This window comes from Streptococcus sp. LYSM12, from assembly GCF_004569635.1.
Lineage (GTDB): Bacteria > Bacillota > Bacilli > Lactobacillales > Streptococcaceae > Streptococcus.
Genome location: NZ_SPOZ01000024.1, coordinates 1 through 23,775, shown reverse-complemented (window position 1 = coordinate 23,775; position 23,775 = coordinate 1). Strand labels below are relative to the sequence as shown.

General features: G+C 42.1%; 15 protein-coding genes and 2 pseudogenes. All 17 read right to left on the bottom strand.

The features are described 5' to 3' along the window. Positions 1 to 7: 7 nt before the first annotated feature. Entirely contained in the window at positions 8 to 640 is a 633-nt protein-coding gene (locus tag E4T79_RS08420; protein WP_135029427.1) for a hypothetical protein, read from the bottom strand. A gap of 201 nt (positions 641 to 841) precedes the next feature. Beyond that, positions 842 to 4,204: an ABC transporter permease gene (locus tag E4T79_RS08415; protein WP_135029425.1), complete on the bottom strand. Its 3,363-nt coding sequence runs from the start codon at positions 4,202 to 4,204 to the stop codon at positions 842 to 844. A gap of 9 nt (positions 4,205 to 4,213) precedes the next feature. Beyond that, positions 4,214 to 4,915, bottom strand: coding sequence for an ABC transporter ATP-binding protein (locus E4T79_RS08410; protein ID WP_135029423.1), 702 nt, complete (start codon positions 4,913 to 4,915; stop codon positions 4,214 to 4,216). Positions 4,916 to 6,146: 1,231 nt separating this feature from the next. Next, the gene (gene tpx / locus E4T79_RS08405) at positions 6,147 to 6,638 is read right to left on the bottom strand and encodes a thiol peroxidase (protein WP_135029421.1); all 492 of its coding nucleotides are present in this window, start codon (positions 6,636 to 6,638) and stop codon (positions 6,147 to 6,149) included. Positions 6,639 to 7,206: 568 nt separating this feature from the next. After that, a complete protein-coding gene (locus tag E4T79_RS08400; RefSeq protein ID WP_135029419.1) occupies positions 7,207 to 9,672 on the bottom strand; it encodes a heavy metal translocating P-type ATPase in 2,466 nt (821 codons plus the stop codon). Positions 9,673 to 11,178: 1,506 nt separating this feature from the next. Further along, a complete protein-coding gene (smpB, locus tag E4T79_RS08395; protein WP_135029417.1) occupies positions 11,179 to 11,646 on the bottom strand; it encodes an SsrA-binding protein SmpB in 468 nt (155 codons plus the stop codon). Further along, positions 11,633 to 13,988: pseudogene (gene rnr / locus E4T79_RS08390) on the bottom strand (ribonuclease R). The gene smpB and the pseudogene rnr overlap by 14 nt, the downstream one beginning before the upstream one ends. Before the next feature lie 1,805 nt (positions 13,989 to 15,793). After that, on the bottom strand, positions 15,794 to 16,027 hold the full coding sequence (gene secG / locus E4T79_RS08385) for a preprotein translocase subunit SecG (RefSeq protein ID WP_135029413.1): 234 nt from the start codon (positions 16,025 to 16,027) through the stop codon (positions 15,794 to 15,796). 45 nt (positions 16,028 to 16,072) lie between these two features. Continuing rightward, positions 16,073 to 16,222 carry a 50S ribosomal protein L33 gene (gene rpmG / locus E4T79_RS08380; protein WP_075099873.1) on the bottom strand — a complete coding sequence of 50 codons (150 nt, stop codon included), beginning with the start codon at positions 16,220 to 16,222 and terminating at the stop codon, positions 16,073 to 16,075. Next, positions 16,222 to 17,424, bottom strand: coding sequence for a multidrug efflux MFS transporter (locus tag E4T79_RS08375; RefSeq protein WP_194183811.1), 1,203 nt, complete (start codon positions 17,422 to 17,424; stop codon positions 16,222 to 16,224). Before E4T79_RS08375 ends, rpmG begins: the two co-directional genes overlap by 1 nt. Positions 17,425 to 17,428: 4 nt before the next feature. After that, a complete protein-coding gene (gene coaE, locus E4T79_RS08370) occupies positions 17,429 to 18,025 on the bottom strand; it encodes a dephospho-CoA kinase (protein ID WP_135029411.1) in 597 nt (198 codons plus the stop codon). Then, positions 18,022 to 18,846 (bottom strand): DNA-formamidopyrimidine glycosylase, encoded by an 825-nt coding sequence (gene mutM, locus E4T79_RS08365; RefSeq protein WP_135029443.1) that lies wholly within the window; start codon positions 18,844 to 18,846, stop codon positions 18,022 to 18,024. The genes coaE and mutM overlap by 4 nt, the downstream gene beginning before the upstream one ends. A gap of 345 nt (positions 18,847 to 19,191) precedes the next feature. After that, positions 19,192 to 19,494 (bottom strand): annotated as a pseudogene (locus E4T79_RS11340) (GNAT family N-acetyltransferase); the annotation flags it as partial. Between the two features lie 245 nt (positions 19,495 to 19,739). Beyond that, on the bottom strand, positions 19,740 to 20,639 hold the full coding sequence (gene era / locus E4T79_RS08355; RefSeq protein ID WP_135029408.1) for a GTPase Era: 900 nt from the start codon (positions 20,637 to 20,639) through the stop codon (positions 19,740 to 19,742). 9 nt (positions 20,640 to 20,648) lie between these two features. Next, the gene (gene dagK / locus E4T79_RS08350) at positions 20,649 to 21,050 is read right to left on the bottom strand and encodes a diacylglycerol kinase (RefSeq protein WP_135029406.1); all 402 of its coding nucleotides are present in this window, start codon (positions 21,048 to 21,050) and stop codon (positions 20,649 to 20,651) included. Next, a complete protein-coding gene (gene ybeY, locus E4T79_RS08345) occupies positions 21,031 to 21,528 on the bottom strand; it encodes an rRNA maturation RNase YbeY (protein ID WP_135029404.1) in 498 nt (165 codons plus the stop codon). The genes dagK and ybeY overlap by 20 nt, the downstream gene beginning before the upstream one ends. Before the next feature lie 126 nt (positions 21,529 to 21,654). Next, positions 21,655 to 22,359, bottom strand: a complete 705-nt coding sequence (locus E4T79_RS08340; RefSeq protein WP_135029402.1) for an HAD family hydrolase — start codon at positions 22,357 to 22,359, stop codon at positions 21,655 to 21,657. Between the last annotated feature and the right edge of the window lie 1,416 nt (positions 22,360 to 23,775).

Sequence of the window (23,775 nt, the reverse complement as noted above, 5' to 3'; positions counted from 1 at the left end):
CCCACTCCTATTGGTGACCAACTGAGTAGAGAGGAATTTCTTCTATGTCCTCTTTATTACCCTCATCGTTTTCGATTTGAGACGAATTTTTCACGCTCTTATCAGACTCATTGGCTATCTGTTTGGTGAGATAGAGCACTTTTCGACTATTCTCCAGAATCGTATTCAATTCCGAATTACGATCATGTAAATCTGTTAACTCAATATGGTCTATCATCTCCATATGCCGATTGAGTAGTTGACGAAGTTCAACTTTCATGAACTCTTCATGGTTCACAATCCTCCGACGAGCTTCATCTAACTCTTGTAACTTCTCCTCAGTGTCCCGTACGCGCTCACTAAGATTTTCTTTCGTTAGACGAATTAATTCTTCGGCTTTCACTTCTGAGTCAGCCAGAATATCTCTTGAAATTCGTTTTGCTTCCGTCAAAGCTTCTGAAATAAAGAGTTCTTTTTCTTGATAGCGTTTAATTGTCTGTTGTAAGGTCGCATTCAATTCTTCCAAATCATGGATCTTTTTTTCATAGTCTCCTCGTTGTCGATTTAACTCACTTTCATGCTCTCTACGTTGAGCATCCAAAACACTATGGACAGAAGCTTTTGAGTAACCCAAAAACAATGTCCCTTTCAACTCAGCCATATGTTCCTCCTTAAATGTTCGATACTCCTGTACAGTTATTCTGGAAATAATCAAAAAAACAGACAGATACCTATATCTTAAACTACATTTTATCCCCCCCCCCCGATTTTGTCAAGGGGTATATATTAAAAAAAAAAGATGTGAAAATATCCTGCTTTATAAGCAGGATATTTTCACATCTGTCATAAGTATTTTCAGTTTTTATTCACCAGATTTGAGAGCTTCTAGCATATTAAGTTTACTCAAGTGGTGATGAACATATATACCCAAAATTGCTAAGATACTCAGAACTGCACCAATCGGAATGAGGTAAACATCAACGGACACCGTCGGAGCAAAATGAATGGCTGGGGAAGCAATTACAACAAGAAGCAGTCTATGCAGAAAGAAACCTACAAATAATCCTAGACCAATTCCCACAAGAGATAAGGTCATGGTTTCCCGATAGATATAGAATGTCACTTCGCGGTCATAGAAGCCCAGAACCTTAATGGTAGACACTTCTCGAACTCGCTCTGCCATATTGATATTGGTCAAATTATAAAGAATCACAATCCCCAATAAAACAGACAAAACAATCAAAATCATCATAACAGACTGGAGCGACTGGACGATGGTTTCAAGTAAGGTAATCAAGGAGGTGTTCTGCACAACAGCAACCACTCCTTTCATATCAAGAAGGTCTGCTGAGACTTTTTCAACCATTTTGGTCCGATCATCAGCTAACATCACGAGAGTTGCGTTTGGCTGGTAGGACTTCCCAGTTACCTCTTGGTAAGCTGGTGCAGATAAGTAGATAAAGTGACCTGCATACATTTCTGTAATGCCCGCTACCTTAAGGCTAATAGGTTCTTGATTGAGATGAATGGTAATCCTATCTCCAACTTCAACCTGATTAAGTTGGGCGAATTTTTCAGAGACAATCGCCCCTTTTTCTGGAAGCACAAGTGACTGACCTGTTTCGGGATTACGCAGGGTAATAAAAGAAGATAAATCCTTTTCTTTGCTGACAAAGAAGTTGACGGTAAGGGCTTCGTCTTGCCCTTTAATTGTCTCATTTAAACTGTAGTAAGCAATAGACAAGGTATCTCTGATGTCTTTTGAACGAAGTACCGTTTCTACCTTAGCTTTTTCTTCCTTACTAGCTCGCTCTTGCTCAACCACAACCATATGATAATGGAGGAGCTGGGTAAACTGCTGATGCATGACACCTGAAATCGAAGAACGGATGCCTAAGCCTGCAAACAAGAGAGCAACGGATCCTGCTATTCCAATAATGGTCATAAACATACGTTTTTTATAGCGAAAGATGTTTCTTGCTGTAACCTTTTGCGTAAAACTCATTCGCCGCCAGATAAAAGGAAAACATTCTAAGAAAATCTTAGCTCCCAAAACCGGTGGCTTGGCCTGCAATAATTGCGCCGGCCTTTCTCTTAATTCCTTTTGTGCCACCAAATAGGCTGGTAAAACAGAAGAAAGGAGAGAAAAGATAAGTGCTAGCATTATCCACTTAGGGTAAACAGACAACTGGCTCTCTCCGATGACAGTCGTATCTGTAATAATTCGACTAATCATAGGAGCAAGGAGAAAATTTCCCAAGAGTAAGCCCATAATGGTGCCTGACAAACCAGATAATAAGCCATAGAGGACAAATTTGATTAGTATCTGCCCGTTCGTGTACCCAAGAGCCTTTAAAATCCCCACATTGACTCGTTCTTCATCGACAAAACGGGTCATGGTCATAAAGGTTACAAGAGCTGCTATTACATAGAGAACAATAGGAAAGATATTGCCTACCGCTGAGATACTCTTGGTGCTACTAACATAGTTGGCATACCCATTGCCCCCAGGCAAGCTATCCCTAGTATAACTTTTGTATTCTGGTGTATTAAGCTGTGCTAGATTTGCTTGTGCAACTTGTAAATCTTTGCGTGTCGTCTTGATTTCTTCTTCAGCCTTTGCACGCTTCCGTTCAAAATCTTTCTTAGCCTTTTGAAGTTCTGCTTTTCCTCGGTCGCTTTCTGCTTGTTTATCCGCTAAACTAGTGCGAGCAAGCTCTAATTGATTCTGACCATTTTCAAAGGCAAGACGACCCGATTCATACTCAGAAAGACCTATCTGATAAGCAGTAACACCCTCTTGATAGCTACTTAGAGCTACTTGATACTGAGCTTCTCCATATTCGTACTGCTCCTTAGCACTCCTATACGTGGCTTCTTGCTGCTGATAGTGAACCACTGCTGTTTCATAGGCGACTTGCCCTGTTTGATACGCCTGCTGCATAGTAGCAATGTCTGTTTCTAATTGCTTTAAGCGAAGTTGAAACTCGACAAGCTCCGGAATATCGCCTGGATTTTCTCCCATGGCTACCGCCACAGCAATCTGATCCTGAATAGCCTGGGTCGTTGCCTCAAAATCACTCTTTGCTTGATTGATTCGATCAGCCAATTTTTCCAAGTCCTGCTCTTTCCCTTTCAAGTCGGACTGAGTGGAGAGAAGCCCTGCTTCTATCTGCTCCAATTCCCGCTTTCTTTTGTCTAAGTCAGTACGCTTGGTATCCAATTCTTTTTTGGTTGCCTGTAATTGACTGTAGCTACTGTTTAGCTGTTTTTGGGCGGCTGCTAAATCTGCTGCAATCTGATCTAATCTATTGGCTTTCAGTTCCAAGTCCGCTTGCCCTTGGTTTAGTTGCTGCTCGGCTGCTTCTAAACTCGCTTCTTTTGTTGCAAGCTGTTTCTCCGCTGTTTCCAGTTGGTCTTGGGCAGCTGTCATTTTTCTCTCAGCATCATCTATCTTGTCTTTTCCGTCCTTGCGAATATTCGCGAGCCGTTCCTTACCGTTATCTGCCAAAAGTTTATTGAGCTCATCTTGGTGACTGATAACTTTTTGCTTATAGACTGCCTGATAGTAGGGAACCTTGCTCACATCATCATAGCGAATCCGAGCCATCGTATAGACCTCTGAATCAAAAGCAGCCTCAGGTACAAAGGCATAGGCAGCTAACTGACCAGTCCCTGTGCTGGCTGGTCCAAGATTAATCTTCCCCCAAATTTCAGACGAATCCGCAAAGCCTGTCACTATAAATACTGTTTCTTTTAAAATCGATGCCTGCTTATCTCCCTCTTTAATGGTGATTTTATCACCAATCTGATAGGCTCCATCAAGATTGGTTGACAATAGGATTTCCCTAGCTGATGAGGGAGCCTTACCTGCTTTTAGCTGATAACGCGAGATGTTTTTGGGGATAGAGAATAGCCGAATGGCTTCTTTTCCTGTCTCGAACGTCACATCCTTAAAATAGGCATATTCAATCTGGGCTCCTGTCACCCTATCCAACTCCACCTTATCTGCCTGACTGATACCCAAATCTGACATAACAGCTATATCCAACATTTGTCCTTGCTCAATATAATCTTGCGCCGTTTTTTCCATATTAGGAGCTGCGACCTTCAAGCCTATAAAGGTCATAGAACCAATCAACATCAGATTAAAAATGGAGAAAAAACGACCCTTTGATGACAGCAAGGACTGCCACATCGTTTTCCAATACATCCTCTTTTTCATCTTCTTTTCCTAATATTCTAAGGTCATAATGTCCTGTGGACTGGGATTGACCTGAATCGAATGCACACTCGCATCCCGCATTTGAATCACTTTATCTGCAATAGGAGCAAGAGCTGCGTTGTGGGTGACAATAACTACAGTTGCCCTTTCTTTTTTTGACATATTTTGTAAAATCTGTAAAATCTGTTTGCCGGTCTGATAATCAAGAGCTCCTGTCGGCTCATCACACAAGAGCATCTTAGGGCGCTTAGCTACTGCACGCGCAATCGCCACCCGTTGCTGCTCTCCTCCTGACAGTTGGGCTGGAAAGTTATCCAAACGGTGTCCCAATCCAACTTTTTCCAAAACTTCGATCGGGTCCATGGCATCGTGTACAATTTCTGAAGCCAATTCCACATTTTCCTTGGCTGTCAGATTTGCAACCAAATTATAAAATTGAAAGACAAATCCAACATCCTCACGGCGGTACTTGGTCAACTGCTTATTGGTGAACTGAGCAATATCCACCCCGTCAATCTGGACCACGCCCTCATCATTGGTATCCATACCACCCAATATATTGAGCAAGGTTGATTTTCCTGCACCAGAAGAACCTAGAATAATGACCAACTCTCCTTTTTCAATCTCAAAAGAAATATCCTTATTTGCAACGATGCGGGTATTGCCCATAGCATAAGATTTTGAACTATTCTTGACTTCAATATAAGCCATCCCCTACCTCTTTTCTTCCACTTCTCATCTCACTCTTCCCAACTGCATCGTCAGGCTAGCTTCTCATGGCTTTACCTTATTTGATTTTCCTTAAGTATCATTATACCATGTTTTCGCTTTCAACGGAAAAAATGAGTAGGGCTTCCTTACACCTAGCATTACAGCACCTATAGCTTAATCGAGGAGTCTACTCTTATCTTTCTTTATGAAAATATAACCCGAGGCTGGCAAAAAGTCCCAGCTTTCAACTTTATCAACCGAATGACCTTGATGCAATGGTAGCTTGCTTCAATGGCTATCATGCCCTTGAAAATTGGAAATGAAATATTGCTCTTTTTCAGGGAGCAGGCTCAAAAGCCCCACTGGAGCTTTTGATAGTCTTTTAGTTTGCTTTTAGTACTAGGCAAGGAGCTGCAGACTGTACTAGGGTATGGCAAAGTGAGTTAACGAAGTAATAAAAGGTAAACGAAACGATTATACTCATATTTGTTCGTGCTTCACACTCCACATCTGACCTCTACGACTGATGCGTTGGCTTCATTTCCAACTTCCAACAGTCACTACTTTGACTATTGGAGCTATGAGGGGGGAAGTGAAACGGTCTGGGAATAGACTGTTTCAGCCTAAGCTAGAATGCAGGAAATAAGGTAAAACTGAACTCTTTTTTGACCTGTCGAGTTCTTTCCCACTCCCGAAATGTACATTTTCTCGAATTTCAGCATTTCTGACATTCATCAAATATGGTCTTTTAGTACTAGAAAACGAACTGCAGGCTGTACCAGAGTAGGGAAAAGCGAGTTACGGAAGTAATAAAAAATAAACGAAACGATTATATTCATATTTGTTCGTGCTTCACACTCCACATCTGACCTCTACGACTGATGCGAACGCGTTGGCTTCATCTCCAAGCTTCAACAGTCACTACTTTGACTATTGGAGCTATGAGGGAGGAAGTGAAACGGTCTGGGAATAGACTGTTTCAGCCTAAGCTAGAATGTAGGAAATAAGGTAAAACCGAACTCTTTTTTGACCTGTCGAGTTCTTTCCCACTCCCGAAACGTACATTTTCTCGAATTTCAGCATTTCTGACATTCATCAAATATGGTCTTTTAGTACTAGAAAACGAACTTGCAGGCTGTACTAAAGTAGGGAAAAGCGAGTTACGGAAGTAATAAAAGATAAACGAAAGGACTAGAAAACGAGTAGGTGATCCTTACTCGCTTTTTATGTATTATATGCTCTTTGCCGCTTCTAGGGCTGCATCGTAATCTGGATGTGCATTGACATTGTCCAGGTATTCAACGTAGACAATTTCATTGTTTTCATTGAGGACAAAGACCGCTCGCGCCAAAAGATTCCATTCCTGCATCAAAAGACCATATGATTTTCCAAAGGCATGGTCATAATAGTCCGATAGGGTCATCGCATCCTCAAGACCTGCTGCACCACACCAACGAGCTTGTGCAAAAGGTAAATCTGCCGAAACGGTAATGACAACCATATTGTCTGTGTCCGCTAACTCTTGATTAAAACGACGAGTCTGTGTATCACAAATTCCTGTATCAATAGACGGAACGACACTAATCACCTTGCGTTTCCCAGCAAAGTCATTGAGGGTTTTCAAGGTTAAATCATTGGCCATTAAGAGAAAGTCAGGCGCTTGATCTCCTACGTGTAGTTGAGGTCCAACCAAGGTAACTGGTTTTCCGATAAATGTTGTCATAGTAGGCTCCTTTTCTTAAAAAACTATACTCACAAGTAAGGGACTTTCATTTAAAAGCTGTTTTTCGATTATCAAGGCATCTTTTTACAGACATATGGACCCTATGTTGGCAAAACGAGCGATGTTTAGCTGAAACGAAGCCTTAAATGAAAAGTAAAAGTCGTGAACTGTGAGATAGATCTAGTATGTCTATTGTAAGCATTTCACCTCTGAAATGCTAGTATTTTGATTGGAATCTCCTCTTCATTTATACCCAGAATATTTCCCGCCTCTACTTGAACCATGTTTCATCCCCAATATTTCCTGGTTTTAATCGTTTCTTAGCCAGTACAGATACAAGTAAAGCTCGTTGAAGTTTCATCATTCCGTTTCAGCTGTTTAGCATTTGCTAGCCAAGCCTAAAAATGGAAAGCATGGAAAATAACCCGTAACACTAGTCAAACATCCATTTCTTCTGCCATTTGCTCACCTTACTGAATTTCCGTTCCACCTTTTCTACTTCGTCACTATCCTTGTCTCCAAACCAGTTAGAGGTTGGTTTTTAGAGGGGATATGGAGATAGTCTTTCTCAATGGGCATCATTCACCAAACGTGCTCTCTTTAAACGAAGAGCATTGGCCAATACCGATACAGAGCTCAACGACATAGCCGCCCCGGCCAACATAGGATTGAGTAAAAGCCCACCGAATAAGTATAAGCCCCCCATAGCAATAGGAATACCAATAACATTATAAGCAAAAGCCCAGAAAAGATTTTGCTTGATGACCCGCATAGTAGCCTGGCTTAATTGAATCGTGTGTACCACATCCATCACGTCACTGCGCACCAAAACGATATCGGCTGATTCAATGGCCACATCTGTACCAGATCCAATCGCAATGCCTACATCTGCCTGTGCAAGTGCTGGTGCATCATTAACCCCATCACCAACCATTGCAACTATCTTACCCTTTTCCTGCCAGTTTTTGACAATAGTTGCCTTATCTTCTGGCAAGACCTGACTGATGACCGTTTGAATCCCTGCTTGAGTAGCAATTTCTTGAGCTGTAGCCTGTATATCACCTGTCAACATCACAACTTCCAAGCCCATTGCCTGTAATTGTCTTATAGCCTCAGGACTAGTCTGTTTCAACTTATCTGCAATACCAAGGACACCGATTACCTGCTTGTCCATAGCGAGAAAAATAGGTGTTTTTCCCCTTTGAGAAAGTATGTGACTATCAACTTCTGCCTGCCCCAAAACCACATCGTAGGCACTCATTAAAGCAAGATTACCGAGAAGAATTTCTTTTTCATTGATATTGCCGATTAGACCTCTTCCAGAAAGAGATTGAAAATTACTCACTACCTGTAAAGAAAGTCCCTTTTCTGTCGCTCGAGAAAGTATAGCCTCACCCAGTGGATGCTCTGAATAATGCTCCATACTAGCTGCTAGTTGTAAGATAACATCTTCTGATATATCTTGGTAGGTCAACACATCCGTCACCTTTGGCTTGCCTTGTGTCAATGTTCCTGTCTTGTCCAAAATGATAGTATCAAGTTTCTCTGCCTGTTCAAGCACCTCACCTGACTTAATCAGGATACCCTGTTCAGCCCCTTTTCCAGTTCCAACCATAATAGCTGCTGGTGTCGCAAGTCCCAAGGCACAAGGACAGGCAATAATGAGGACCGCAATCATAATGGACAGTGAAAAGGTCCCTGATTCACCTACTAAGAGCCAGAAAAGCCCTGCTCCCAAAGCTAAGAGCATCACAACTGGAACAAAGACTGCTGCTACCTGATCTGCTAATTTGGCAATCGGAGCTTTCGATCCTTGTGCCTCCTCTACTAAGCGCACAATCTGTGAAAGAGCTGTATCCTTGCCAACTTTAGTAGCCACCATGCGAAAGGCTCCATTTTTATTGATAGAACCACCAAATACTACATCACCAGCCCTCTTTACAACAGGGAGGCTTTCCCCTGTCAAGATAGCCTCATCAACCGTTGATTGCCCCTCTAGCAACTCTCCGTCAACAGGAATTTTTTCACCCGGACGTACCAAAATCTGATCCCCTACCATGACAGTCTCAAGCGCAACATCTACTTCTTGACCATTTCGGAGAACGCGAGCAGTTGGAGGCGTCAAGGCCATTAGATGTTGAATGGCTGCGGATGTTCGGCTTTTTGATACCGTTTCTAGATATTTCCCTAGCGTAATCAAGGTCAAGATAACTGCTACCGATTCCAAATACAATTCCGCATGGGCACCATGCACCGCCTCAACCCTCCCTAGCCATAAGAGGGCTGTCATAACGATTCCCTGAATCAGGGCTGCTCCTGTTCCAAGCGCAATCAAGGAATCCATATTGGGATGTCCTTTCTTCAACGTTTTCAGACCTTTTTGATAAAAGCCTCGTCCTAGATATACAATGGGTAGCACTAGGATTAACTGAACAAGGGCTGAAATTGAAGCTCGTTGAAAAATAGCTGGAAGTAGGAAATTGCTCCACGAAATCATGGGAACCATCGCAAGATAAACCAGTGGTATAGCAAATAGAGCTGACCACACAAAACGTTGCCACAATTTTCTTGCTTGCTCTTTTTGTTCAACACTTTTATCAACTGGCTGATTCGTTTCCTCTAAAAAGGCTTCATAGCCTGCTTCTTTCACTGCCTGCTGAATGGTTGCCGCGGACTGCACACTCGCATCATAACGCACATAAAGGCTCTCTGTTGCCAGATTGACCGTTGCCTCCTCCACTCCATCCAACTTTCCAACACTATTTTCAATAGCCATAGCACAAGAAGCACAACTCATGCGCTTGACCTGATAGGTTTCCTCGACTGCATTTGAGATTAAGCGATATCCAGCCTTTGCCACAGCATCTAAAAACGCTGCCTCTTTGATTCTTTCTGCTTCATAGATAACAGTAGCTTGCTCGGTTGCAACATTAACACTAGCTTCCGTCACACCTACCAAGGACTGGAGCGTTTTTTCAATCGTCATGGCACAGGAGGCACAATTCATCCCCTCAACTGTATAAATTTTCTTCATATCAGCATCTCCTTTCGTTTACAGTTGTAATCTCTATATAAAACCAGTATACTTCTTTTGACTACATTTGTAAACAATATTGTTTTAAAAAAAAACTGTATCCACTGGTTAGCTGAATGCAGATTTTTTATAGTTATCACATATCACTTTCTCCCCCTTATCCACTGCGAAAATATAGCCGTTTCGTTTATTTTTAGTACTAGGCAACGAGTCGCAGGTAGTTGAAATAGTTGATAACTATTTCAAGTGACAGATAAGAAAAGTGTAACTTTTCTCAATGGTACAGCAAGACGAGTGAACGAAGTAATAAAAATGTAAACTAAATAGCTATAAAATTCAAATAAGAGGTAAGCACGGAAAGAAAAAGAGGCGGCCGAACAGAAGTTGCTTGCAACTTCGTCGTGAGACCCCTGCGAGGATAGCTAGGGTCCTCACAAATGAAATGCAGGGTGGAGCCAGATAGATACCGCTAAGAAAAAATATTTATTTTGTGGTTTGGTAGTCATTTTTTGACTATTTTGTCTTTTTGCACAGCTTGTAGCCCAAGTTCAGTTACATTAAGATACAAAGCCCGTAAAACTCAAGGTAAAAATAGGAAACTTTGCGAAGACGTTTCGTCTAGCAAAGGCTTCTCTTTTTTACGCAGAGTTTAGGGCGGGTTCAGTTACATCAAGATACCAAGCCCGTAAAAAACTCAAAGCGTACCCCTAGGGCATCCGTATCTGTAAAGCAGGCACAGCCTGCAACAGCTACGGTAAAAGTAGGAAATTTGACGAGTGTGAAAAGCTCCAGTGGAGGTTTTCAGCCTACTTCCTAAAAGTATCCGTAAGCAAGTAAACCTCGCAACGGCTTCGTCTCTTTTTTACACAGCTCTTAGCCCGAGTTCAATTACATCAAGATACGAGGGCGTTAAAAAGCGAATGAAAAATAGGAAATACGACAAAGAAGCTTCTGCTTCTAGGAGTATTTATCTTTTTTCCGAGCTTTTAGCCCGAGTTCAATTACATCAAGATACAAGAGCATGAAGCAACTCCTAGACAAAATAGGCAATCGAAGCAGGTTGACTTGCAACCAATGAGATTGGCACCTAAAGGTAGCCGTATCCGTAAGCGAACATGGTTCGCAACGGCTTCGTCTCTTTTTTCCGAGCTTTTAACCCGAGTTCAATTTCATCAAGATACGAGGGCGTTAAAAAGCGACTGTACCCTGTGTCTAAGAAACTCTCCGCTGGATAGTTTCTTCCATATCTATAAAGCTGGCACAGCCTGCAACAGCTACGGTAAAAATAAGCACCCGAACAGAAGTTGCAAGCAACTTCGTCGTGAGACCCCTGCGAGGATAGCTAGGGTCCTCACAAATGAAATGCAGGGTGGGCCAGATAGATACCGCTAAGTAATTGAAGCAGGTTGCTCTGCAAACGTCTATTTCCCGCTCCCTATCCCTAACCTTTCACCATTCTCAAGTATGAAAGTTCATCAGAATTGGATTTCGATAGAGCATCTGTTCCTATCTCGCATTGATTGCTTTCATAGTACGCGCGATGTCTCGATGTTGCTCGCGGCGTTTAATCGATTCACGTTTATCATAATCATGTTTTCCTTTAGCAAGACCGATTAAAACCTTAGCAAAGCCATCTTTGAGGTAGACCTTGAGCGGAACTAGGGTCATACCTGTTCCTTTCACTTCATTTTCAAGATGAGCAATCTGCTTTTTACGTAGCAGCAATTTACGCGTTCTGGTCGGATCTTGATTCCAGATATTGCCCTCGTCATAAGGTGCAATATGGACATTATTGAGCCAAACTTCTCCCTTACGAACTTGTGCAAAGCCATCCTTTAGGTTTATCCTCCCTGCTCGAATGGATTTGATTTCTGTCCCTGTTAGGACCAAACCTGCTTCAATCGTATCAACAACGGTATAATCGTGACGGGCTTTCTTATTTTGTGCGAGAACCTTTCCCTCACCCTTTGCCATCTCTATCTCCTTTTTTTGCGTTTTGTTTTGGCCACTTCTTTATAAAATGGCTTCTTTTTCTTGTCCTTTGACGGAATGTTTTTACTGGAACGATAAGCTCTCTCCTCTTGCTTATGCCCCTTTCCTTTGCCACGCCCCGTACGGTCTGAACGATCACGATTGGCATGGCTCTTACTCTTTCGAATTGCCTTGAGTGGTGGTTCAAGGACATCCATATCAGACGGTAGGTGGGCAAAATCAATCTCTCCTGTCAACTTATCGGCTCGCATTAGTTTTACGCGGATAGCTTGACCCACTCGGAACACACGCCCTGATTTTTCACCTTTGAGGGTCAAGGTTCGCTCATTGTACTGATAAAATTCAGGTAGATTTTGAATGTGAATCAATCCCTCAACAGTGTTTGGCAACTCAACAAAAAGACCAAATTTGACAATACTGGACACCACACCGTCAAATTCTTGCCCAACAAACTCCTGCATGTACTCTGCTTTTTTCATAGCTTCTACTTCACGCTCAGCATCAATCGCACGGCGTTCTAAGTTGGAAGTCTGTTTAGCAATCGCAGGAATGCTTGCTTCAAAATGTGCTACTACTTCTGGCGTAACAGTACTGTATTCTCGTACCATACGGTGCACCAAGAGGTCAGGATAACGTCGAATCGGACTAGTAAAGTGCGTATAGTAATCCGCACCTAACCCGTAGTGACCATGGTTATGCTCCGAATAGCGGGCCTGTTGCATCGAACGTAGCAACATCATATTAAGAACATCAGCGTAGGGCTCATCTGCCACACGGTTCATCAAAGCCTGCAAGGATTCTGAACTGATAGAGCTTGCCGTACCTGCAATTCCAACTCCAAAACTACTCGCATAATCGATAAACTTCTGCAGTTTATCTACCTTTGGCTCCTCATGAACCCGATAGATAAACGGTAAATCTAATTTACTAAAATGCTCGGCAACTGTTTCATTTGCGATCAACATGAAAGATTCAATCATACGCTCGGCAATACCACGTTGGCGTAATTGAATATCAACTGGCATACCATCTTTGTTGACAATAATCTTAGCTTCATTGGTATCAAAGTTAAGCGCACCGCGCCTAAAGCGCATGGTTTCTAACGTTTCGTGAAGCCGAACCATTTTCTCGACACTGGGTACGATTCTTGAAAATTCTTTTAGCTTCGCCTTATCTCCAGCAATCATCAGATTAACATCTGCATAGGTCATACGGTAAGTAGTATTGATTACGGTCTGACCAATCCAATGCTTCACTACACGCCCCTTGTGATCAATCTCCATAATAGCTGACTGGGTCAAGCGATCAACGTTGGGATTCAAGGAACAAATACCATTTGACAAGCGCTCAGGTAACATCGGTACCACACGATCTGTCACGTAGACAGATGTCCCACGATTAAGGGCCTCTCGATCCAAGGCAGATCCGTCAGTCACATAATAGGAAACATCTGCTATATGAACTCCGAGTTCTAGATTACCATTTTTTAATTGTTTGATATGAACTGCATCGTCCAAGTCCTTGGCATCTGCTCCGTCAATCGTAAAAATAATCTCCTGACGCAAATCCAAGCGATCCTCATAGTCTTTCTCTAAGAGGTGGTCTGAGATTCGATTCGCTTCTGCCAGAACGTCGTCTGGAAATTCTGCAACAATATCCATTGATTCTAACACTTCGAGAACATCTATCCCAACATCATCCTTATGCCCAATGACATCCAGGATTGTTGCCACAAAATAATCTCGTTTTTTGTTAGGATATTGCTCAATAGCAACCTTGACAATCTCTGTCCCATCTAGAACCAGGGCTGATTTTTTCAGGTAAATCGGCTGGCTAATCTTTTGATTTTTCGATTTGATATAGCCTGCATATTCCTTTTTATCTTCATCAAAGATGACCTGGCCGACAGCCGTCTTAAGACTATGCTCCAAGATATCAATCACCTCTGCTTCTGCCACTGTACCCTTGAAGCGATCAGCCACTTTTTTAATAGCCACTTCAACCTTATCTCCCTCAATGGCATGGTTGACATCGTTTCTCCCGATAAAGATGTCATCTTCTGTTTCATCAACCGTTACAAAACCAAAACCATTTTTATTGGCACGAAAAATACCTGTTAGGGTCACGCGATGGGGGCTCTTCTTTTCTGGTAAGGCAATTCTGCCCTTACTGTCAAAGCATAATTGCCGGCGTCTTTCCATATTAGACACCTGCTTGACCAGCTGTACAAACTCTTTGGCAGACCTTGCTTGCAAATAGTCTGCAAGCTGATTCATGGTCACAGGACCAACTGTTTGAATATAGTTAATAATTTCTTTTTTCATTTCTCTCTTTTCATTAAGATACGAGGGCGTGTAAAAAGCGAATGAAAAATAGAAAATACGACGAAGAAGCTTCTGCTTCTAGGAGTATTTATCTTTTTTCCGAGCTTTTAGCCCGAGTTCAATTACATCAAGATACAAAGCCCGTTAAAAACTCAAAGCGAAAATAGGAAATTTGACGAAGAAACGTTAGTTTCTAGGAGAATTTTTCTTTTTCGCACAGAGTTTAGGGCGTGTTCAATTACACCAAGATACGAGGGCGTGAAGAGCAAAGTAAAAATAGGAGATTGACGTAGTGTTCGATGAACACAAGGAAATCTATACCTAAAGGTAGCCGTAAGCGAACATAATTCGCAACGGCTTCGTCTCTTTTTTACACAGCTCTTAGCCCGAGTTCAATTTCATTAAGATACGAGGGCATGTAAAAAGCGAATGAAAAATAGAAAATACGACGAAGAAGCTTCTGCTTCTAGGAGTATTTATCTTTTTTCCGAGCTTTTAGCCCGAGTTCAGTTACATCAAGATACAAGGGCGTGAAACAACTCCTAGACAAAATAGGCAATCGAAGCAGGTTGACTTGCAACCAATGAGATTGGCACCTAAAGGTAGCCGTGGCCGTAAGCGAACATGGTTCGCAACGGCTTCGTCTCTTTTTTCCGAGCTTTTAACCCGAGTTCAATTACATCAAGATACAAAGCCCGTTAAAAACTCAAAGCGAAAATAGGAAATTTGACGAGTGAAAAGCTCCTGTGGAGGTTTTCAGCCTACTTCCTAAAAGTATCCGTAAGCAAGTAACCTCGCAACGGCTTCGTTTCTTTTTCATTAAAATTTTAGCCCGTGTTCAATTACACCAAGATACGAGGGTGTGAAGAGCAAAGTAAAAATAGGAGATTGACGTAGTGTTCGATGAACACAAGGAAATCTATACCTAAAGGTAGCCGTAGCCGTAAGCGAACATAGTTCGCAACGGCTTCGTCTCTTTTTTACACAGCTCTTAGCCCGAGTTCAATTACATCAAGATACAAGGGCGTGTAAAAAGCGAATGTACCCTGTGTCTAAGAAACTCTCCGCTGGATAGTTTCTTCCATATCTGTAAAGCAGGTACAGCCTGCAACAGCTACGGTAAAAATAGGCGGCCGAACAGAAGTTGCAACCAACTTCCTCGTGAGACCCCGACGAGGATAGCTAGGCTAATCCCAAACGGAAGTGTAGGGAATTGCCAGCTAGCTACCGGCAAGCGGTCGAACAGAAATTGCAACCAACTTCCTCGTGAGACCCCGACGAGGATAGCTAGGCTAGTCCCAAACGGAAGTGTAGGGAATTGCCAGCTAGCTACCGGCAAGCGGCCGAACAGAAGTTGCAACCAACTTCGTCGTGAACCCCCTGCGAGAATAGCTAGGCTCGCCACAAATGAAATGCAGGGACTAGCCAGATAGATACCGCTAAGTAATCGAAGCAGGTTGGCTTGCAGCCAATGAGATTGCACCTAAAGGGAACCACAGCACCAAAGGTATGCCGTACCTTTAGAGTAAATAAAATTTGCAACGGCTTCGTCCCCCTAAAGGGAGCCGTATCCGTAAGCGAACATAGTTCGCAACGGCTTCGTCCCTTTTTCTAACATTTTTAGTCCGAACTCAGTTAAATAAGCCACAAGCACGTTAAAAATTAAGGCAAGGATAGAACGGATATTCACAGAGACAGGCTGACAACCTAGGCTTTTGACCTCCACAGAATATCGGGTCTTTGTGTCCTAATTTCTTCCCACTAGCAAATGATAAAAAAGAGACTAAGAACAAGTCCCAGTCTTTTTACTTACTTGAAATAATTACCAAGGCCAGCGCAATCAACATCCAGCAAAAGACGAGAACAGCTGTTAGCCGTTGCATAACAGCCTCAAAGCCACGCGCTTTTGTTCGCTCAAAGAGGGCTCCTGAACTAGCATCAAATACATTACTAGATTGATTTTTAGCTGGTTGCATAAAGATTGCAATAATAATAATAGCAGATAAAATTAAAAGAATGGTTAATAAAGCGTTGTACATATTTCTTCTCTTTCTTTAAGAACTCCCCACAGTATACCATAAAATTTATTTTGTTTCAAGATGTAGTGTTACTTTTCTCTCTTTGGGACAATATTTTAAGACTTCAATCTTCTGCGGATGTGTTTTACTATTCTTACTGGTCAAATAATTTTTGCTACCACATTCTGAACATTGTAAATTGATTTTAACTCTCACTAAATTTCCTTTACTTTCAAGTAATTTCTAAAGCTAAAGAGCGACCAGATAAGGTTGACCATAACTAGGCTACAAGTTACATAAAAGACCCAACGATAACCTAGATAAGTCGCAACTCCTGATCCCAACATTGGACCCAGGACAGAGCCCATATACATAAAGGTTTGGTTAAATGAAAAAATCCGTGAAATCCCCTCTTTAGGTGTTAATTTTGCGAGTAAGGAATTGACGGAAGGCAAGAGAGCCCCTGTCCCAAAGCCATATAAAAAGCGAAAAATTCCTAATTGCAAAGGTGTTGTAGCATGTGCATTAAGCCAATTCATTACAAAACTATACAACAGAGCCGCAAGTAACAAGCGGTGATTTCCAATCTTATCCCCTAACTTTCCAAGTTGGGGCGAGCTAATCATAGATGAAATACCCAAGGCTGAGATAATCACTCCTGAGATAAACAAGAGATTTTCCACCTGTCCTAAATACCGAATATAAAGAGTTAATATAGGCACCACCGACTGAGCTGCCATTTGAATAATCATACTGGTCACGAACAAACTAAGGACAATCTGCTTGTCTTTAATTTGATGAAAGACTTCTCTCAAGCTCATCTCCTGACCAGCCTTAATCGGTGTGAAATCTTCTTTAATATAGAAATAGGTCACGATGGTCACAAGTAATAATAAAATCCCCACAATTAGAAAAACCAAACGCATACCAACAACTTCTGCTAAAAAGCCTCCTAGCATAGGACCAATCAAGGTTCCTGCAACCAAGCCTGTCGACAAGGTTCCAAGAGCGTAGCCCGTTTTTCCTTTAGGAACCTGACTAGCAATTAAAGCGGTAGAGTTCGGCACATAGCCTGCAAATACTCCTGTCATGATCCGTAAGAGAATCAGCCAAAATACATTCGGTACAAAGACCAACCCTCCCATACTGATAATCATGACCGAGCTAGCTCGGACCATCATTGGCTTTCGTCCATAACGGTCTGCAAGACTTCCCCAAATCGGGGACATAATGGCTGAGGCCAGAGCTGTTGTTGAAACAGCCAGACCTGCATAAAATTCAACCTGATTTTTCGGTGCACCTAATTCCTCAACAAACACCGAAATAAAAGGCATGACCATTGAAAAGCTGGCTCCTGTCAAAAAATTTCCTACCCAAGCAATCTTTAAATTTTGCTTCCAAATATCTGAACTCAAAATATCATCATCTTCTTTCTATGCGCTGTAAAAGCTGATCAACTTGTGCATAAGTTGCAAGCTTTGGACCACCATTATCAATCTGATAAGGGGTTCGCTTTTTCTTTTCTTCCAGAGGCATTTGTGCAGCTATACGCTGCCTAGCTGCCTCCTGTTCTAATTGATTTCGTTCCATTAGCCGCTCTATTTGTAGAGCAGGCGCAAGTACAACAAGCCAAACTTCAGAAACGACTTCCTCGTAGTTCAATTCAAAGAGCAGGGGAATATCCATGAAGAAAACATCTTCGCTCTCAGCTAGCCGATCACGCTCTGCTAACAATGCTTGTCGAATAATCCTATCCTGTAATTGTGAGAGACGGTCGCGCACTTCTGCATGTTCAAAGACCAAGCGCCCTAGTTGCTCGCGATCTAATTCTCCATTTTTAGTTAAGATAGTCGTACCAAATTCTTCCACCAAAACCTGATAAAGCTTACCACCTTTTTGCTGTAACTGGTGGACAACTTGATCTGCATCAAGCACTTGATAACCAAGCTTTCGTAAATAAGCTGTCACCGTGGACTTTCCCGAAGCGATGCCACCTGTTATCCCAATTACCTGTGTCATGGAGCCACCTGACACAAGGGACAAATATGGGTTCCACGACCAGCCAACTGGAATTTCACAATCTCCGTCTGGCAATGTGGACAGGCCTGCCCCCCTTTTCCATAAACTTGTAAATAATCCTGCATGGTGCCGTCCATACCGAGTGCATTTTTATAGGTTCGAATAGTCGACCCTCCCTTTTCAACACCCAGTCGCAAGACAGCAATAATAGCTTGGTGCAAGCTTCTACTTTCCTTGGCTGAGAGACTTTGACCAGTCCTTACAGGGTGAATCCCTGCTTGAAACAAGGCTTCATCCACATAGATATTACCAAGCCCCACAACCAAGGTCTGATCCAACAAGGCAGCCTTAATCGGCTTTTTCGACTTGGCAAGCTGGGCTTGAAATTGAGCATAAACAAACTCTTCCTCTGTCGGCTCTGGTCCTAATTTTTTAGAGAGGAAGTACGCTGCCACTTGCTCTTTTCCCAACAACTCCATCGTCCCAAATTTTCGTACGTCTTGATAGACTAAATGGCTCCTGTCTGTAAAAGTAAAAAAGGCATGAAAATGCTTGTTTTCTGACACTTGATTTGGGAAATAATGATACTTACCCTCCATGCGTAAATGAGAAACCAAAACAAAGTCTGTCAAGTCAAATAGGAGGTATTTTCCACGCCTCTTAATGCCATAAATCTCTTGACCGACGAGAGCTTCAGTCAAAGTATCTGCTCCAGTCAAGACCATGCGCGGATAGGCAATCTCTACTTTCTGAATTCTTTTTCCAACAACCAGTCTTTCCAATCCCTTGCGGACCGTTTCAACCTCTGGTAATTCTGGCATAATGACGATACCGAGAGCGACAAAAAGCGACTGACATCTAGGAGAAAGACCGAAGTGTGCTGACACACATGATATCCTCTCTCATTTCCGAGTTTTTCACTCGGGTTCAGGCCACCTTACACCCTATCCTTTCTTTATTCGTTTTATATGGAAAACAAGCTTTTTTCATAGAGTTAAAGGCTAGCTCACAACAAGCCTCTATACTCTCTTTCTCTAAATACCATAGTCTTCTCGTTTGCTTTTAGTACGAGGCAACAAGCTGTAAGCTGGACTAGAGTACGGCCAAGCGAGTGAACGAAGTAATAAAAGATAAACGAAATGACTATAACAAAATGATGTCAACGTCTAATCTACATTCAAGATATAATGAACACTTCTACTTACTTCACGAAAACCCATTTTGTGATGAAATGCTTGACTAGCAATGTTCTCTAACGAACAGTCCGAAGCCAGCTGAACACAACCTTGAGCCTTAGCCCATAATTTAGCAAATTCGAGTAATTCTTGAGCAATTCCCTGCTGCCTAGCTTCTTGTGTAACAGCAACACCCTCTAGATAAGCAAGCGGTAGGTGGGAACATCCCTCAACATATTCCTTTCGGATGGACAAGCTCAGCCATGCCAATGCTTTACCTGCCCTCCAGTATAGAAATTCATGCGGAAATTGCTCATTTTAAAAAGCTTCCTGCAAATAATCCATATCGCTAGAGCAAACCTGGCTTGCAAAGCTTAGCCAAATTTTCACTTCGTCTTTTTTCACTGGAACTATCTTTTCAGTCATTTGTCATGCTCCACCTACTGCACTTATCTAAAAAGTCAACGGGCTATGCTATTGCTACCCGTTTGTTCAATCATTTTCCGTCTTGAAACGAGACTTTCTCAAAACCAAATAGACTAATACTCTTTCTGACTATAACCAAAGTCCGCCAAGTCTAACTTCTTGTCGCGCCAATTTTTCTTAACCTTGACCCAGGTTTCTAAAAAGACCTTATCCCCCAACATTAACTCGATGTCACGGCGAGCCATAGAGCCAATCTTCTTGAGCATCGTACCGCCCTTTCCAATGACAATTCCTTTTTGGCTATCACGCTCGACCATAATCGTTGCCCGAATGTGGATTTTATCTGTCTCTTCATCTCTCTTCATACTGTCAATGATAACGGCTACTGAATGTGGAATTTCCTCCCGGGTCAAGTGCAGGACTTTTTCACGAATCATTTCAGACACCAAGAAACGCTCTGGATGATCCGTAATCTGTTCTGGCGGAAAATATTGAAATCCCTCATCTAAACTTTCTTTCAAGATTTCCATGAGACGATTGATATTATTTCCTTGGGTAGCAGAAATTGGAACAATCTCCTTAAAGTCCATTTGCTTGCGAAAATCATCAATCTGCTCCAGGAGCTGATCTGGATGTACCTTGTCAATCTTATTCACCACCAAAATCACAGGTACCTTAGCCGACTTAAGGCGTTCGATAATCATATCATCACCTTTACCCCGTGGCTCATCTGCAGGGACCATAAAGAGAACTGTGTCCACTTCGCGCAAGGTGCTATAGGCAGATTCGACCATAAAATCTCCCAAAGCTGTCCTGGGTTTATGGATTCCAGGCGTGTCAATAAAGACAATCTGCTCTGCTTCTGTTGTATAAATCCCCATGATTTTATTGCGCGTTGTCTGCGCTTTGTCACTCATAATGGCAATTTTCTGTCCCATAACGTAGTTAAGAAAGGTTGATTTCCCAACATTTGGACGTCCTAAAATGGCTACAAAGCCTGATTTAAATGTCATATATACCTCTTAAAAAATTAAATTCCAAATTTTTGGAACAAAAATGATGCCCCCTGTTAAAAGAGCAAATCCTGATACAAATAATACTGCTCCTGCTGCCATATCTTTGGCATTTTTTGCCAACATGGAGAAATGGTAATCTGAAGCCAAATCAACGACATTTTCAATCGCAGAATTGACGATTTCAAAAGCGATGACCAAACTGATGCTCAACAGTAAAAACAGCCACTCTGTCATCGAAACCTGAAAAATGATTCCCGCTATCACGACGAGAATCGCTGATACGAGATGTTTGCGCATATTGCGCTCTTCCTTAAAAGCCGTAAACAGGCCTGTCACCGCAAATTCAAGGCTGGCAACTAAATCTCTATTCTTCCATTTTTTCTGTGAATTATTCTCGTGTAAGTCCATAAGCCGTCAGTATCTCTTCTTGTAATCCAAACATTTCCGCTTCTTCTTCAGGTGTATAATGATCATACCCGTTAATATGCAGAAAACCATGTACTGCTAAAAAGCCCATTTCGCGTTCAAAACTATGACCGTACTCTTTTGCCTGCTCGTATGCCTTATCAATGGAAATATACAATTCGCCAATATAGACATCAAAATCCTCAAGCAACTCACCCAAGTCAGGGTTTTCCAGCAGAGTTTCCTCGTCAAAGACAATCTCTGTTTCTGGTTTATACTCTAGGCTTACCACATCTGTCGGACGATCAATTCCTCGATATTCTAAATTCACCTCATGCACACGTGCATTGTCAACAAAGGTTACAGCCATTTCTTTTTGCTCTTTGCCAATTTTTTGAGCCGCAAGTCCCAATAAGTTTCGAATCTGCTGCTGCATCTCCTCTGTCACTTGCCCTGTCTCATCAACCATTTCAATATACATGTTTCACCACATTCTTTCTTCCCACTATTATATCACAAAGTAGGGGGAAAGGAAAAAGTGCCAGCCTATCACTTGCCAGAAATTCAATATTCAAGCTAGTCTGCATCCGCTCTAAAATGACCAAGCTTAGCAATTAGCTAATTTTTGAATCGCGCCGAACAAATCTCCAAGTTTTTCAACCACTGCATCTGCCCTGTAAGGACTACCAAGAATTTTCCGCCTCCGATGATTGAGCCAAATGGCTTTCCAGCCTGCTCCTTTTGCACCTACAACATCATTTTCAAAGGAAGCACCGACATAGCAAATCTCCCCTGGTAATACCTGTAACTTCTCTGACATCAAGTCAAAGATAGCCTTTGTAGGCTTGGTAATCCCTACTTGACCAGAGATAATCGTTAACTCCTCTGAGAACCACTCATGTAATCTCAAGGACTGCAACTTGCGCAACTGATGAAGATGTGGACCATTGGTAATAATACCCAGGCAAATCTTGTTTTTCCGACAGTAGTCAAAAATAGCTGGAAATTCTGGACTGAGTACGATGTTTCCTTGATTTTTTTGATACTCTTTCTGTATAATGAGAGCCTGCTCTTCTGGAACATGGTAGCCGAAGTCTGCCAAGGAACGCTTCATGCGGTAAATATGACTAGCCTCAAGTGTCATTTCACCTATCGTTGTCGCCTCAAATACCTCATCGGCATACTTTCGAAAGGCAATATATAAGGCTTCTATTTGCTCATCTTGGATAGGAAGAAAGTTCTGAATAGCTCGCTTAAAAGGCTCTTCTTGATTATATAAGGTATCGTCCAAATCAAAAATCAATGCTTTCATTCTTCTATGTCTAGCAAAAATTGAGATTTATTGCTGAAATCAGACCCAGAGAATCACCGAATAGGGAATGAGATAAGATTGTGATGTTGAAGTCTCACCTATCCTCTATTATTTCTCTGTTCAAGTACCGTAACACCGCTTTTTAGTTTCTAGGCTCAACCTACAACTCAACTTATAACCAAATGCAGCATAAGATACAAAAGCCGTTTGACACGAGTTTCACTCGTTTTATCTGCCACCTTCAACAGTCTTTCTAGACTGTTGAAGCGAGCAAGATAAAAATAGGCGGCCGAACAGAAGTGGAACACTTCGTAGTGAAACCCCTGCGAAGATAGCTAGGCTCATCACAAATGAAATGCAGGGAGGAGCCAGATAGCTACCGCTAAACAATCGAAGCTGGGTGACTTGCAACCAATGAGATTGGCACCTAAAGGGAGCCGTATCCGTAAGCGAACATGGTTCGCAACGGCTTCGTTTCTTTTTTGCACAGAGTTTAGGGCGTGTTCAATTACATCAAGACACGAGGGCGTGTAAAAAGCGAATGAAAAATAGGAGACTGACGCTGTGTGCAGTAAACACAAGGAAGTCTATCTTTTTTCCGAGCTTTTAACCCGAGTTCAGTTACACCAAGATACAAGGGCGTGTAAAAAGCGAATGAAAAATAGGAGACTGACGCTGTGTGCAGTAAACACAAGGAAGTCTATCTTTTTTCCGAGCTTTTAACCCGAGTTCAATTATATTAAGATACAAAAGCGTGTAAAAGCGAATGTACCCTGTGTCTAAGAAACTCTCCGCTGGATAGTTTCTTCCATATCTGTAAAGCAGGCACAGCCTACAACAGCTACTGTAAAAATAGAAAATACGACGAGTGAAAAGCTCCTGTGGAGGTTTTCACTCTACTTCCTAGGAAGCATATGCCCCTGCATAGCTCCAACAGTCAGAGTAATGACTGTTGGAAGTTGGAAATGAAGCCAACGAATTCGCATCAGTCGCAGAGGTCAGATGTGGAGTGGGAAACACGAACAAATATGAGTATAATCGTTTCGTTTATCTTTTATTACTTCGTTAACTCACTTTGCCATACTCTAGTACTGCCTGCAGCTCCTTGCCTAGTACTAAAAGCAAACTAAAAGACTATCAAAAGCTCCAGTGGAGCTTTTTAGCCTGCTCCCTGTCCCTGAAAAAAAGCAGCATGTCATTTCCAATCTTCAAGGGCATAATAGCCATTGAAGCAAGCAACCACTGCGTCAACGTCATTCGGTTCATAAAGTTAAAAGGCTGGGACTCTTTGAACGGCTCCCTGTCAAGTAGACAGTCAAATAATAAAAGATATTAAGCAACCTGATTCCTGAATTCTATAGGAGTCAGGTTATTTAATTTGGTCTGATAGCGTCGTGTATTGTAAAACTCAATATA

Coding starts and splice junctions, on each gene's coding strand:
- E4T79_RS08420 (WP_135029427.1), bottom strand. CDS start 640: ATGGCTGAGTTGAAAGGGACATTGTTTTTGGGTTACTCAAAAGCTTCT.
- E4T79_RS08415 (WP_135029425.1), bottom strand. CDS start 4,204: ATGAAAAAGAGGATGTATTGGAAAACGATGTGGCAGTCCTTGCTGTCA.
- E4T79_RS08410 (WP_135029423.1), bottom strand. CDS start 4,915: ATGGCTTATATTGAAGTCAAGAATAGTTCAAAATCTTATGCTATGGGC.
- tpx (WP_135029421.1), bottom strand. CDS start 6,638: ATGACAACATTTATCGGAAAACCAGTTACCTTGGTTGGACCTCAACTA.
- E4T79_RS08400 (WP_135029419.1), bottom strand. CDS start 9,672: ATGAAGAAAATTTATACAGTTGAGGGGATGAATTGTGCCTCCTGTGCC.
- smpB (WP_135029417.1), bottom strand. CDS start 11,646: ATGGCAAAGGGTGAGGGAAAGGTTCTCGCACAAAATAAGAAAGCCCGT.
- secG (WP_135029413.1), bottom strand. CDS start 16,027: ATGTACAACGCTTTATTAACCATTCTTTTAATTTTATCTGCTATTATT.
- coaE (WP_135029411.1), bottom strand. CDS start 18,025: ATGACACAGGTAATTGGGATAACAGGTGGCATCGCTTCGGGAAAGTCC.
- mutM (WP_135029443.1), bottom strand. CDS start 18,846: ATGCCAGAATTACCAGAGGTTGAAACGGTCCGCAAGGGATTGGAAAGA.
- era (WP_135029408.1), bottom strand. CDS start 20,639: ATGACATTTAAATCAGGCTTTGTAGCCATTTTAGGACGTCCAAATGTT.
- dagK (WP_135029406.1), bottom strand. CDS start 21,050: ATGGACTTACACGAGAATAATTCACAGAAAAAATGGAAGAATAGAGAT.
- ybeY (WP_135029404.1), bottom strand. CDS start 21,528: ATGTATATTGAAATGGTTGATGAGACAGGGCAAGTGACAGAGGAGATG.
- E4T79_RS08340 (WP_135029402.1), bottom strand. CDS start 22,359: ATGAAAGCATTGATTTTTGATTTGGACGATACCTTATATAATCAAGAA.